The following is a 13,401-nucleotide window of genomic DNA, read 5'->3' as shown; positions in this document are numbered from 1 at the left end:
GAAAGGAGATTTATGCGTCGGTTAGTATTAAATATTGCCATGAGTTTAGACGGCTACATCGCCAGAACGGATGGTTCTTACGATTGGATACAAGGGCATAGAACAACTGACTATGATACGAGCCTGCAGTTTGATAATGAAGCTTTTTTCAAATCGTGTGATACGGTTATTATGGGCAGAAAATCACTAGAAGATTGTCCTCTGGAAATGATTGCCGGATATGAGGAGAAGGAGTTTATCATTGCTAGTCGCCATCAACAGCCCAGCTATGACAATGTCCGCTTTGTTTCAAATATTGTTGATGTAATCAAAAAGTTGAAAGGAGAAGATGGTTCAGATATCTGGTTGTTTGGTGGCGCTCAACTCGTTCAAATTTGTCTTAAGGAAAGATTGATTGATCATTTTATTATCGGGATTATACCAACTATTTTAGGAAATGGCATTCGTCTCTTTGATTTTTTAGCAGAAGAGCAGACATTGACTTTGGTCGAATCAACTGTGACAGATGGCATCGCCATGCTCCGCTATGATGTGCGAGATAAATAAAAGATGAGCTAAATCAACTCATCTTTTTTATCTTAGTTTTTGATTGCAGCTGCGATTTCAGGGTTAGCAAATGCGTCGTCCATGATATCTTTCAACTGTTTTGCAGAAGCTTGCATTTTTTGCAATTCAGCTTCGTTCAATGGGATGTTTACTGGACGAACGATACCATGTGCGCCGATGATAGCTGGTTGACCGATGAAGACATCTTCAACACCTTCGTATTGACCAGCTTGGTAAACTGACAATGGAAGTACAGCATTTTCATCATCAAAGATTGCTTTAGTGATACGGGCAAGAGCAACACCGATACCGTAGTAAGTAGCACCTTTTTTGTTGATGATTGAGTAAGCAGCATCACGAACGGATACAAACAAGTCAACAAGACCTTGCTCATCGATATCGCGGTTGTCTTGCAACCAGTCGTACAATTTCACACCAGCAACGTTAGCGTGTGACCACACAGCGAACTCAGAGTCACCGTGCTCACCCATGATGTAGGCGTGGACGGAACGAGCGTCGATACCAATCTTATCAGCCAAGGCTTGACGGAAACGAGCTGAGTCAAGTGAAGTACCTGAACCGATAACGCGCTCTTTAGGGAAGCCTGAGAATTTCCAAGTTGAGTAAGTCAAGATATCAACTGGGTTAGCAGCGACGAGGAAGATACCGTCGAAACCAGACTTAACGATTTCAGAAACGATTTGTTGGTTGATACGGAGGTTTTTCTCTACCAATTCAAGGCGAGTTTCACCTGGTTTTTGTGGCAAACCTGCTGTCAAGACAACAAGGTCAGCATCGTGAGCATCAGAGTACTCAGCAGAATAAATTTTCTTTGGTGAAGTGAAGGCCAAAGCGTGGCTCAAATCTTCCGCGTCACCTTGTGTACGGTCCTTATTGATATCAATGATACCCAATTCTTGACCAATACCTTGGTTGACAAGGGCATAAGCATAAGCTGAACCTACGGCACCATCACCGACAAGGATCACTTTTTTGTGTTGTTTAGTTGCAGTCATCTTCTAAACATCTCCTTAGTTTTATTTAGGGGGCATGTTGTCCCCTGACCACATTCCATTCTAGCACTTTTCCTGTGGTTTGTCACTTGGAAATAGGGACTTGAAAATGTTTACATAGCAATTCCCAAGTCAGAAAAGAGCCCCAGAATATGGTATAATAGTAGTAAGAATGCAGTTGAAATGAGGCATAGAATGCAAGATAAAAACTTAGTGACGGTGAATCTGACCAACGAAATGAAAAGCTCATTCATTGACTATGCGATGAGTGTCATTGTTTCTCGTGCACTGCCAGATGTGCGTGACGGTCTTAAGCCGGTTCATCGCCGTATTTTGTATGGAATGAATGAATTGGGAATCACTCCTGACAAGCCCCATAAGAAATCTGCCCGTATCACGGGTGATGTTATGGGTAAATACCATCCGCATGGGGATGCTGCCATCTATGAGGCCATGGTCCGTATGGCCCAGTGGTGGAGCTATCGTCACATGCTGGTTGATGGTCACGGGAACTTTGGTTCCATGGACGGGGACGGTGCCGCTGCCCAGCGTTACACTGAAGCTCGGATGAGCAAGATTGCGCTAGAAATGCTGCGCGATATTAACAAAAATACCGTTAATTTCGCGGACAACTATGATTCCAGCGAGCGTGAGCCAGAGGTATTGCCAGCACGATTCCCCAACCTTTTGGTCAACGGGACGACAGGTATCGCCGTTGGTATGGCGACCAATATTCCGCCGCATAATCTGGGTGAAACCATTGATGCGGTCAAGCTGGTTATGGACAATCCAGAAGTCACCACTCGTGAAATTATGGAGGTTTTACCGGGGCCTGACTTTCCAACGGGAGCCCTGGTTATGGGTAAATCAGGTATTCACCGTGCTTATGAGACTGGTAAGGGATCGATTACCCTGCGCTCGCGCACGGAGATTGAAGAATATGGCAATGGCCGTGAGCGGATTGTCGTAACGGAATTTCCTTACATGGTCAACAAATCCAAGGTTCAAGAACATATCGTTCGCTTGGTGCAGGAAAAACGGATTGAGGGTATTACCGCGGTCCGTGATGAGTCCAACCGTGAGGGTGTTCGTTTCGTCATTGAGGTGCGTCGTGATGCCTCTGCTAACGTGATTTTGAACAATCTCTTCAAGCAGACCCAGCTCCAAACCAACTTTAGTTTCAACATGTTGGCTATTCAAAATGGTGTTCCGAAAATCCTTTCTGTTCGTCAGATTTTGGAATCCTATATCGAGCATCAAAAAGAAGTAGTAACCCGTCGGACCCAGTTTGACAAGGAGAAGGCTGAGGCACGTGCCCATATTTTAGAAGGCTTGCTGATTGCGCTGGATCATATTGACGAGGTTATTCGTATCATCCGCAATTCGGAAACGGATGCTATTGCCCAAGCAGAATTGATGGCCAAATTCAATCTTTCAGAGCGTCAGAGCCAGGCTATTCTGGATATGCGTCTCCGTCGTCTGACAGGATTGGAACGTGATAAGATTCAGTCTGAATATGATGAATTGATAGCTTTGATTGCTGATTTGGCGGATATTTTGGCCAAGCCAGAGCGTGTGATTCTCATCATCAAGGAAGAGCTGGACGAAGTGAAGCGCAAGTATGCGGATGAACGTCGGACAGAATTGATGGTCGGTGAGGTCTTGTCACTAGAAGACGAGGACTTGATTGAAGAGGCAGATGTCTTGATTACCTTGTCAAACCAGGGCTATATCAAGCGTTTGGCCCAGGATGAATTCCACGCTCAGAAACGTGGTGGACGCGGTGTTCAGGGGACAGGTGTCAAGGACGACGACTTTGTCCGTGAACTGGTGTCAACCAGCACCCATGACCGTCTGCTCTTCTTTACCAACAAAGGCCGTGTTTACCGTCTGAAAGGTTACGAAATTCCTGAATACGGTCGGACTGCCAAGGGCTTGCCAGTGGTCAATCTCCTCAAACTGGAGGAAAATGAGTCCATCCAGACCATTATCAATGTGACCAAGGAGCAGGAAGATGGCCATTATCTCTTCTTTGCGACCCGTCAGGGGATTGTCAAACGTACCAGCGTGTCCGAATTTGGCAATATCCGTCAAAATGGTCTCAAGGCTTTGAATTTGAAAGAAGATGATGAACTCATCAATGTTTTCTTGACAGATGGTCAGGCAGACGTCATTATGGGAACCAAGTTTGGCTATACTGTACGTTTTACGGAGACAGCTGTCCGCGGTATGAGCCGTATTGCAACGGGTGTCAAAGGGATTACCCTGCGAGACGGTGACCAGGTGGTCGGAGCGACCATGATTTCCGATGACCAGGAAGTTCTGGTGCTATCCGAGAAGGGCTTTGGCAAACGGACGCCTGCGAGTGAGTATCCGACAAAAGGTCGTGGTGGTAAGGGAATTATCACCATGAAAGTGGCAGAAAAGAATGGTCCATTGGCTGGATTGATTACGGTGTCAGGTACTGAGGACATCATGGTGATTACAGATACAGGTGTCATTATTCGGACCAGCGTTGCCAATATTTCGCAAACAGGTCGTTCGACTATGGGTGTCAAGGTAATGAAACTGGATCAGGAAGCGAAAATCATGACCTTTGCACTGGTTGATGCCGCAGAAGGCGAAGAAAATACGGAAGAAGAGGATAAGTAATGACAAAGGATAAGAAAAGGAAAGCAAGACGGGGGTCATGGTTGAGAAATCTTGCAGTGGGTCTCCTAATGCTCATCTCGCTAGCCTTGATTTTCAACACATCTATCCGCAATATGATGATTGCCTGGAACAGTAATAAGTATCAGGTAACCAAAGTATCCAAGGAAGAAATTGCTAGCAATAAAGAGGTGGACACTACATTTGATTTTGCTCAAGTAGAATCTATCTCTACGGAAGCTGTTATGAAGGCCCAGTGGGAAGCGCAGCAGCTGCCAGTTATTGGAGGGATTGCTATCCCAGATTTGAAGATTAACCTGCCAATTTTCAAAGGTCTTTCAAACGTTGCCCTCATGTATGGAGCGGGCACTATGAAAGAAACGCAAGAAATGGGTAAAGGCAACTATTCGCTAGCCAGCCACCATATTTTTGGTATGGCTGGAGCCAGTGAAACTCTCTTTTCTCCTCTTGAAAATGCCAAAGAGGGGATGAAGATTTATTTGACTGACAAGGAAAACGTCTATGTTTATAACGTGAAAAGTGTTCAGTCAGTGACGCCTGATAGTGTCTATGTCATCGATGATGTTGAAGGGCAAAATGAGATTACGCTGGTTACCTGTGAAGACTTGGCTGCCACCATGCGGACCATTGTTAAGGGGGACTTAGAAGAAGTGATTCCTTATGACCAGGCTGATGGTGAAACACTCAAATACTTTGAACAAACATATAATCAGGTTCAACTATAAATTGATTTGTCAAAAGGGTAGAATTTCTATCCTTTTTTCAATTTTTTTACGAACAGATAGGTGAGGAGGATTTTATGTATCAAATTGATTTTAAGGAAGAAGCACTGATGCCCCGTGAACGCTTGTTAGAATTGGGGCCGGAACGCCTGAGTAACCAGGAACTCCTGGCTATTTTCATCCGTACGGGTACAAAAAAGGAGCCGGTTTCTATCTTGTCCAACAATCTACACAATCAGCTGGAAAATCTGGCGGCTCTAAGGGATTTGTCTATTGAGGAATTGCAGAGCTTGACTGGGATTGGTCGGGTCAAGGCGATTGAGATAAAGGCCATGATTGAGCTTGGTAAGCGCATCAATCAGTCTGAGATTTTGCTCAACGATCGTATTTTGGGTAGTGAAAAACTGGGGCGTAAAATGATTCAGGAGATTGGACAGCAGAAGCAGGAGCATCTGGTCGCCCTCTATCTCAACACTCAGAATCAGGTCATCCACCAAAAAACAGTCTTTATCGGCAGTGTCAATCGCAGTATTGCAGAGCCCAGGGAGATTTTGCACTATGCAGTCAAGTGTATGGCGACCTCGATTATCATCGTTCACAATCATCCGTCAGGCTCTGTACAGCCGAGTAAAAACGATTTGCTCTTTACTGAAAATTTGAAGAATTCTTGTGAGACTTTGGGTCTGGTTCTCTTGGATCATCTGATTGTCGGGCAGAAGGACTATTATTCTTTCAGGGAAGAGAGTGAATTATTTTAGTATCAAAAAACAGGGCTAGTCGAAACTAACCCTGTTTTGCTCTCTTATTCGCCTTTTCTCATAAAATACAGGAGTGTTTGCAGTTCGCTAGTCAAATCCACATATTGGACAACCACATCTTTTGGTACAGAGAGGTTAACTGGTGAGAAACTGAGGATTCCTTTGACACCGGACTCAACGAGCACATCAGCTACTTCCTGGGCTTTAACACTTGGGACGGTTAAGATGGCAGTTTTTGAATCAGCCTCGGCAATCCGTTCCTTCAATTCAGAAATGGCATAGATTGGAATAGATTCATCAACTGTGCCCACAGCTGGATTATCATCTGCTTCAAAAGCCATAACAATCTTCATTTTGTTTCGCTCGTGGAACTTATAGTGGAGTAGGGCACGTCCCATGTTACCAACCCCTATGAGCATAACGTTGGTGATGGAATTGTCATTTAAAATTTCAGCAAAAAATTCCATCAATTTTTGGACGTCATAGCCAAAACCACGGCGACCTAGTTCACCGAAATAAGAAAAATCACGGCGGACAGTTGCAGAGTCAATTCCGATAGCTTCTGCAATATCTTTTGAGCTGGCCTTGTCAATATTGCTAGCGTGGAATCGCTTGAAAATGCGGTAATATAAGGAAAGTCGCTTGGCCGTGGCCCGGGGGATGTCAGTGTTTTTAATGTTCTTCACTCTTTTCTCCTTCTAGCTGTAGGACACCGGTTACTGGTCAAATAGATTTCACAATCTTTTGTAAATCGTATCAAAACTTTGCAAGGGATTGCAAAATCGATAACATCACTATCAGCTTGTTTGTTAGTTCACTTCTTTCTTCTATTTTAGTCTATGTTTGTGAAAAAATCAACAGATTGATTTGAAAAAAAGACCAAACAACTTGGTCTTTCTACAGGGTTTGAAAATAGCGATAGAGGTCTCCGACGGTGCCTTGGAAGTCAAGAGCTTGTCCGTCCTTGAGAATGCGGGTAACAGGGTAATAATCTGGTAGGGTGACACAGCCTGCAAAGGCCAATTTAGCCTCATCCAGATTATCAAATTGTTGAACCCGTTCTAGTTTGTAGGCATCAGTGTAGTAGATTTCAATCATCTTAGGCCTCTTTTGTAAATATATCTCGGTCGACCAGGCTATCCATGAGGAAGTAGAATTTTTCCTGAATAACTGGATTGCTACCTGGTTTGAAAATGTTAATCAAACGAAGACCAGACTTGTCTGTGATGTTGATTTTGAAACCAGTCAAATCTTGGTTGATGATAATTTTTAAGAGGAAACCTTGCCCAGAATTGGGAACTTCTTCTAGTAGGCGTTCCAGCTGATAGTGGCCAGCCTTGGTTTGCTCAAAGGTATTGTCACGCAGGGTGTATTTTTTGATACCTGAGCTGATATGATAGGTAAAGTTACAATCTTTTAAACGTACAGTTTTTTCAAATACCATTTTATCCTCCTATTATCTTGTGTAATTCAGTGATGAGTGCATCAATATCAGCAGTCGAATTGCTTTCTGAGAAACTGATGCGGATGGATTCTTTCAGTCGTGGAGAATCTTTTCCATACATAGCCTCAAGGACATGACTGTTTTGTACAACACCTGCTGTGCAGGCAGAACCACTTGAAACTGCGATTCCGGCTAGATCTAGGCGCATGAGTACCTGCTCATTGAGTTGACCAGGAAAGCCAAGATTGATGATATGAGGAAGGTGGTCGCCAGTTTGATTGATGTAGTAGTCGGTGTCGGCCAGGTGGTGGATGAGGTGTTCTTTTAGGGAAGTGATGTATTGAAGATCTTGGTCCCTTTTAGCAGTTTGCTCTTTGAGGGCTGTGGCCATCGCTGCAATGGCAGGGAGGTTTTCTGTTCCTGCACGATGTTGATTTTCTTGCTTACCGCCATGTATGAGTGCATCAAATTTAGGCAATCTTGAATAGAGGAAACCAATACCTTTTGGGCCATGAAATTTATGGGCAGCAGCAGATAGGAAATCAATTCCCAGTTCTTCAGGCTGGACAGGCAATTTTCCCATGACCTGAACTGCATCAACATGGAAAACTGCCTGGTGGTCTGCTAGTAACTGTCCAATTTCTTGGATAGGGAGCAGTTGGCCAGTTTCATTATTGGCAAACATGGTGCTAACCAGAATGGTGTCTGGTCTAAGTGCATCCTTGATCTGCTGGGCTGTGATGATTTGGTCGATTGGCTGGATATAGGTCACTTCAAAGCCAAAGCGTTCCTCCAGATACTGCATGGTATGGAGGACTGCATGGTGTTCAATGGCAGTAGTGATAAGGTGCTTGCCCTTGTCTTGATGGGCCAGAGCATAGCCTTGAATGGCTAAATTATTGGCCTCAGAGCCTCCAGATGTGAAGATTAAGTTATCAGGACGGACCGACAAGATATCAGCTATATCCTGTCGTGCCTGTCTGAGAACCTGATTAGCCTTGCGACCAGCACCGTGGATGCTAGACGGATTGCCATAGATGTCTGCAGCGACTTCCGTCATCCGTTCTAGGGCAGCCGGTGACAGGGCAGTCGTAGCTGCATTATCTAAATAAATCAAGTGTAACTCCTAGTTTTATTTAAGTGGGCTGTTAAATTTGAAAAGAGGGCTCAATGGCTGGTGTTCTTGAATGCGGTGGATAGCGTCAGCAATCAAGTCGCTAGCCGTAATGAAAGCAATATTATTAGGATGTTGTTCCTTGCTGGCTACAGAGTCTGTGACCAAAATTTCCTTGATAGGAGAGTTGTCCAAGAGTTCCGCAGCAGTCCCAGCGAAAAGTCCATGACTGGCAACGGCGAAAATTTCAGTTGCACCACCGTCTTGAACAATTTTGGATGCTTGAGAGAAAGTGCGACCTGTATTTAGAATATCGTCGACCAGGATGGCTTTCTTCCCAGCAACATCACCGATGATATAGCCTTCGGCACGTTCCGAATCGTCTTGGGCGTAGTCAATGATAGCAATCGGTGCATTCAAAAATTCTGCGATGTTACGAGCACGCTTGATTCCTGAATTTTTGGGACTAACGATGACCACATCGTCGTTGCAGAGGCCTTTTTCCATGTAGTAGGACGCAAAGAGTGGCTCTGTCAGGAGATTATCCACTGGAATATCAAAGAAACCTTGAATCTGTGATGCGTGGAGGTCCAGGGTCAGAACGCGGTCGACACCGGCTTTTACCAACATATTTGCTACTAGTTTAGCAGTGATTGGTTCGCGTGGAGAGGCTGTGCGGTCTTGACGAGCGTAGCCAAAATACGGCATGACAGCGGTAATGGTGTTGGCAGAGGCACGCTTACAAGCGTCAATCATAATCAAGAGTTCCCACAAGTGATTGTTGACTGGGTAGCTAGTTGATTGGATGATATAGACATCAACACCACGGACTGATTCCTCAATGTTAATCTGGATTTCACCGTCAGAAAATTGACGTGAAGACATTTTTCCAAGAGGAATACCGGCTGATTCTGCAATTTTTTCAGCGATATCACGGTTACTGTTGAGCGAGAATAATTTAATGTTATGTTCACCAAGTGGTTGTACCATTTTGACTAACTCCTTTTTATAACCCTACTTTTTCATAAAAGCAATGAAACATAGATAGATTTATTTTACCAAAAAAACGGACAATTTTCAGTAGTAAAGTCAAAAATCAGCCTTATTGGGCTGATTTTATCTGGGCTGCGGTGCGGGCGACCTTGCTGCTGGCGTATTTGAATTGGATGGATTGTTTTTTTAAGTAGTCGTCAAAGAGGATTTTGCCTTCTTCGGCATCGGCCACTTCAACCTCTAGTTCATAATCATGGATGCCGGCATAGTCATTTTCATCCAGGGCCATGAGACCGATAGAGGTCACTTTTTCATAGCGTTTGGTGGTCAAGCTACCCCAGACGGCTAGGTTATCAAGAGGGACATCGGTGGCTGAAATGATGTCAGTAATCTGTCCTTTTGGCAGTTGAAAATTGGTCAGCAATTGTCGTGCAGTATCGATGTCTAGAGCTTGATTGTATTCCTGATTGCCAATCTCCTGGGGAATTTTTAGGGTCAGCTCTGCCATGTCCTCAAAGGTCCGAATACGGAGGGAAAATCGGTTGCTTTTCATATCTAAATCCGGCGTGTCTATGTAGTGATTGGTCTGCATGACAGGCTGGATATCTGCGAAATCGGGTAGCAGTCGAAGATACTCAGATTTGGTTAATAATGTTTTGTACTCAATTTCCAGATGGTTTTTCATACTGTAAACCCCTTTCATATGGTATAATAATCTTTGTGTTATTCTAATACAATTTATAGGATTTGACAAGAAAGGAGCCGTATGGAGTTTAATTGGGAAGAATTTTTAGACCCCTATATTCAGACTGTCGGGGAGTTGAAAATTAAGCTGCGTGGTATTCGAAAGCAGTACCGCAAGTTTAACCGCCATTCTCCCATTGAATTTGTGACGGGGCGGGTCAAGCCTATCGAGTCTATTCAGGAAAAGATGGCTCTGCGGCATATCAAGCTAGAAAATCTGGCCCAGGACATGCAGGACATTGCCGGTCTGAGGATCATGGTCCAGTTTGTGGATGACATTGAGGAGGTCTTGGCTATTTTGCGTAAGCGCAAGGACATGCAGATTGTCCATGAGCGGGACTATATCAAGCACATGAAAGCATCGGGCTATCGTTCCTATCATGTGGTCGTTGAGTATCCGGTGGATACGATCAATGGCAGCAAGACCGTCCTAGCAGAAATCCAGATTCGAACACTTTCTATGAACTTTTGGGCGACTATTGAACATTCGCTTAATTACAAGTATAAGGGAAATTTCCCTGAGGAAATCAAGAAACGGCTGGAAATTACAGCCAAGATTGCCTACGAACTAGACGAGGAGATGCGTAAAATCCGCAACGACATTCAGGAGGCTCAGGCTCTTTTTGACCCTGCCCACCGCAAGTTGAATGACGGTGTCGGAAATAGTGATGATTCAGATGAAGAATACAGATAGAAAAAAAATCGCTCTGCTCGCCAGCCGAAATCCCAAGAGTGAAGCGGTGTCCAAGGAACTTTGGACCAAGCTCAAAGAGGCGAATTTTATCCTCACACCCAAGAATCCAGATATTGTCATTTCCATTGGTGGAGATGGCATGCTCCTGTCGGCCTTTCATAAGTATGAGAAACTCATCGATAGGGTCCGCTTTGTCGGTATTCATACGGGGCATCTGGGTTTTTACACGGATTATCGGGATTTTGAAGTGGACAAGCTAGTAGAGAATTTGAAGTTGGACAGGGGAGCTCGTGTTTCCTATCCCATTCTTAATGTCAAGGTCAAACTCAATGATGGCCGGGTAATCACGGCGCGTGCCCTCAATGAGGCGACTATCAAGCGCCTGACCAAGACCATGGTGGCTGATATTATCATCAACCATGTTCCCTTCGAGCGTTTTCGTGGGGATGGCATATCGGTATCGACACCGACTGGCTCAACGGCCTACAATAAGTCGCTGGGGGGCGCTGTCCTTCATCCGACTATTGAGGCTCTGCAGATTGCAGAAGTGGCCAGTCTGAACAATCGGGTCTACCGGACGCTGGGGTCATCAGTCGTAGTACCGAAAAAGGACAAGATTGTTATCGAGCCCCAGCATGATGACCGCTATTCTATTGCAGTGGACAATAAGACCTATGTCTACGACAATATTAAGAGCATTGAATACCAGATTGACAATAGTAAAATCCATTTTGTCGCATCGCCCAGCCATACTAGCTTTTGGAATCGGGTCAAAGATGCCTTTATCGGCGAGGTGGAGTAATGCGGTTTGAATTTATAGCCGACCAGCACACCAAAATCAAGACCTTCCTGAAGAAACATGGGGTGTCCAAGGGATTGCTGGCTAAAATCAAGTACACTGGTGGTGCTATTTTGGTTAACGACCAGCCACAGAAAGCTACTTACTTGCTTGATATTGGCGATAGAGTTACAATTGATATACCAGCTGAAGCGGATTTGACAGGTAGTTTGGAACCTATTTCCTTTCCCCTGGACATTGTCTACGAGGATGACCATTTTTTAGCTATCAATAAGCCGGTTGGCTATGCCTCCATTCCTAGCAGTCTTCATTCGTCGACCATTGCCAACTTTGTCAAGGGTTACTTGGTCGAGCAGGACTATGAAAACAAGCAGGTCCACATAGTGACTCGTCTGGATAGGGATACGTCTGGGGTCATGCTCTTTGCTAAGCACGGCTATGCCCATGCTAGATTGGACAAGCAATTGCAGGCAAAGCTTATCCATAAGCGCTACTATGCTCTGGTCAAGGGTGAGGGGAAGCTGGATGCAGAAGGGGAGATTATCGCTCCTATCGGCAGACCGGCTGATAGCATCATTACTCGAATTGTGACCAAGGAGGGCAAGTATTCCCACACTTCCTATAAGGTGGTCCAGTCCTGGGGAGACATTCACCTGGTGGACATTCAGTTGCACACTGGTCGAACCCACCAGATTCGTGTTCATTTTTCCCACATTGGATTTCCTTTGCTAGGGGATGATATGTATGGTGGCAGTTTAGAATGTGGTATTCAACGTCAGGCCTTGCATTGTCACAATTTGGCTTTTGACAATCCTTTCTCAGCTCAAAGGATTGACTTGGAAGCTCCACTTCCAGACGATTTTCAGGCTGTTATTACATCGTTAACTAATAAATAATATTTAAAAGGAGAATTTAAATGGAAATTCGGAATTTATTTGGTGAAATGAAGCAAAAAATCGTAGGTAAAAAACTACGTATCGTTTTCCCAGAAGGTACAGATGAGCGCGTCGTGCGTGCAGCAGCTCGTTTGAAATTTGAAGGTTTGGTAGAGCCTATCATCCTTGGTGTGCCGGAAGATGTTCATACTTTGTTGACAGACTTTGGTTTCTCAAACCCTGGAATCACAGTTATTGATCCTAACAATTACGCAAACTTCGATGCCATGAAGCATGAATTTGTTACTCTTCGTAAAGGTAAAGTTGATGAAGAACAGGCCGATGAAATTTTGCGTGATGTCAACTACTTTGGTGTGATGTTGGTGCAAATGGGATTAGCAGAAGGGATGGTTTCTGGTGCGATCCACTCAACAGCAGATACTGTACGTCCTGCCCTTCAAATTATTAAGACAAAACCAGGTGTAAAACGTACTTCAGGTGTCTTCTTGATGGTTAAAGACCAGCACAAGTTTGTCTTTGGAGACTGTGCAATTAACATTGAACCAGACGCAGAAACCTTGGCTGAGATTGCAATCCAATCAGCAGAAACGGCTAAGACATTTGGAATCGATCCAAAAGTGGCTATGATTTCATACTCAACAAAAGGGTCAGGTTCAGGTCCACGTGTTGATAAGGTAGTGGAAGCAACTCGCTTGGCTCAGGAACTTCGTCCAGATCTATTGATTGATGGAGAATTGCAGATGGATGCTGCCCTGGTTCCAGATACAGCTCGTTTGAAAGCACCTGGAAGTCCAGTAGCAGGTCAAGCCAATGTCTTTGTCTTCCCGGCTATTGAAGCAGGCAACATTACTTACAAAGTAGTTGAACGTCTTGGTGGTTACGAAGCGGTAGGTCCTGTCTTGCAAGGTTTGAATAAACCAGTAAATGACCTGTCTCGCGGTTGTAGTTCAGAAGACGTCTACAAACTTGGTATTATCACAGCAGCTCAGGCTGTAGACGCTTTATAAG

The 13,401-nt window shown here is 44.5% G+C and carries 15 protein-coding genes; 8 read left to right on the top strand and 7 right to left on the bottom strand.

Features of this window, described 5'->3' with window-relative positions:
- Nucleotides 1-12 precede the first annotated feature (12 nt).
- Nucleotides 13-546 (top strand): dihydrofolate reductase family protein, encoded by a 534-nt coding sequence (locus ACHBIF_RS01045; RefSeq protein WP_394718056.1) that lies wholly within the window; start codon nt 13-15, stop codon nt 544-546.
- Between the two features lie 32 nt (nt 547-578).
- Here ACHBIF_RS01045 and ACHBIF_RS01040 read toward each other — a convergent pair whose 3' ends face one another.
- A complete protein-coding gene (locus ACHBIF_RS01040; RefSeq protein WP_105110897.1) occupies nt 579-1,562 on the bottom strand; it encodes an L-lactate dehydrogenase in 984 nt (327 codons plus the stop codon).
- A 192-nt stretch (nt 1,563-1,754) separates the two neighbouring features.
- Here ACHBIF_RS01040 and gyrA point away from each other — a divergent pair, with 192 nt between their 5' ends.
- From gyrA to radC, 3 genes are all read left to right on the top strand, one after another.
- Nucleotides 1,755-4,211 carry a DNA gyrase subunit A gene (gyrA, locus tag ACHBIF_RS01035; RefSeq protein WP_394718054.1) on the top strand — a complete coding sequence of 819 codons (2,457 nt, stop codon included), beginning with the start codon at nt 1,755-1,757 and terminating at the stop codon, nt 4,209-4,211.
- Nucleotides 4,211-4,954, top strand: coding sequence for a class A sortase (locus tag ACHBIF_RS01030; protein WP_105110895.1), 744 nt, complete (start codon nt 4,211-4,213; stop codon nt 4,952-4,954). Before gyrA ends, ACHBIF_RS01030 begins: the two co-directional genes overlap by 1 nt.
- A 74-nt stretch (nt 4,955-5,028) precedes the next feature.
- Complete coding sequence (gene radC, locus ACHBIF_RS01025; RefSeq protein WP_172079416.1) at nt 5,029-5,709, top strand: DNA repair protein RadC; 681 nt, start codon at nt 5,029-5,031, stop codon at nt 5,707-5,709.
- A gap of 44 nt (nt 5,710-5,753) precedes the next feature.
- Here radC and ACHBIF_RS01020 read toward each other — a convergent pair whose 3' ends face one another.
- From ACHBIF_RS01020 to ACHBIF_RS00995, 6 genes are all read right to left on the bottom strand, one after another.
- Nucleotides 5,754-6,395 carry a redox-sensing transcriptional repressor Rex gene (locus ACHBIF_RS01020; protein WP_394718051.1) on the bottom strand — a complete coding sequence of 214 codons (642 nt, stop codon included), beginning with the start codon at nt 6,393-6,395 and terminating at the stop codon, nt 5,754-5,756.
- 211 nt (nt 6,396-6,606) lie between these two features.
- Nucleotides 6,607-6,807 carry a DUF4649 family protein gene (locus ACHBIF_RS01015; protein WP_105110631.1) on the bottom strand — a complete coding sequence of 67 codons (201 nt, stop codon included), beginning with the start codon at nt 6,805-6,807 and terminating at the stop codon, nt 6,607-6,609.
- A gap of 1 nt (nt 6,808) precedes the next feature.
- Complete coding sequence (locus tag ACHBIF_RS01010; protein WP_394718049.1) at nt 6,809-7,153, bottom strand: DUF1831 domain-containing protein; 345 nt, start codon at nt 7,151-7,153, stop codon at nt 6,809-6,811.
- A 1-nt stretch (nt 7,154) separates the two neighbouring features.
- Nucleotides 7,155-8,270 (bottom strand): cysteine desulfurase family protein, encoded by a 1,116-nt coding sequence (locus tag ACHBIF_RS01005; RefSeq protein ID WP_394718047.1) that lies wholly within the window; start codon nt 8,268-8,270, stop codon nt 7,155-7,157.
- Between the two features lie 15 nt (nt 8,271-8,285).
- Nucleotides 8,286-9,257 (bottom strand): ribose-phosphate diphosphokinase, encoded by a 972-nt coding sequence (locus ACHBIF_RS01000; protein WP_172095272.1) that lies wholly within the window; start codon nt 9,255-9,257, stop codon nt 8,286-8,288.
- A 112-nt stretch (nt 9,258-9,369) separates the two neighbouring features.
- Nucleotides 9,370-9,945, bottom strand: coding sequence for a CYTH domain-containing protein (locus tag ACHBIF_RS00995; protein ID WP_394718044.1), 576 nt, complete (start codon nt 9,943-9,945; stop codon nt 9,370-9,372).
- Nucleotides 9,946-10,026: 81 nt separating this feature from the next.
- Between ACHBIF_RS00995 and ACHBIF_RS00990 the strand changes: the two genes are divergently transcribed.
- From ACHBIF_RS00990 to pta, 4 genes are read left to right on the top strand one after another with little or no spacing between them, the layout of a single operon-like run.
- Nucleotides 10,027-10,698 (top strand): GTP pyrophosphokinase family protein, encoded by a 672-nt coding sequence (locus tag ACHBIF_RS00990; protein ID WP_394718042.1) that lies wholly within the window; start codon nt 10,027-10,029, stop codon nt 10,696-10,698.
- Entirely contained in the window at nt 10,682-11,500 is an 819-nt protein-coding gene (locus tag ACHBIF_RS00985) for an NAD kinase (protein WP_105110661.1), read from the top strand. The genes ACHBIF_RS00990 and ACHBIF_RS00985 overlap by 17 nt, the downstream gene beginning before the upstream one ends.
- The gene (locus tag ACHBIF_RS00980; protein WP_394718040.1) at nt 11,500-12,393 is read left to right on the top strand and encodes an RluA family pseudouridine synthase; all 894 of its coding nucleotides are present in this window, start codon (nt 11,500-11,502) and stop codon (nt 12,391-12,393) included. The genes ACHBIF_RS00985 and ACHBIF_RS00980 overlap by 1 nt, the downstream gene beginning before the upstream one ends.
- 20 nt (nt 12,394-12,413) lie before the next feature.
- The gene (gene pta, locus ACHBIF_RS00975; protein ID WP_125265836.1) at nt 12,414-13,400 is read left to right on the top strand and encodes a phosphate acetyltransferase; all 987 of its coding nucleotides are present in this window, start codon (nt 12,414-12,416) and stop codon (nt 13,398-13,400) included.
- The last annotated feature ends 1 nt before the right edge of the window (nt 13,401 follow it).

Source organism: Streptococcus sp. A11, from assembly GCF_043674225.1.
In the GTDB taxonomy this organism is placed as follows: domain Bacteria; phylum Bacillota; class Bacilli; order Lactobacillales; family Streptococcaceae; genus Streptococcus; species Streptococcus suis_V.
The sequence above is the reverse complement of the archived record's forward strand: the minus strand, read 5'-3'. Positions and strand labels throughout refer to the sequence as shown.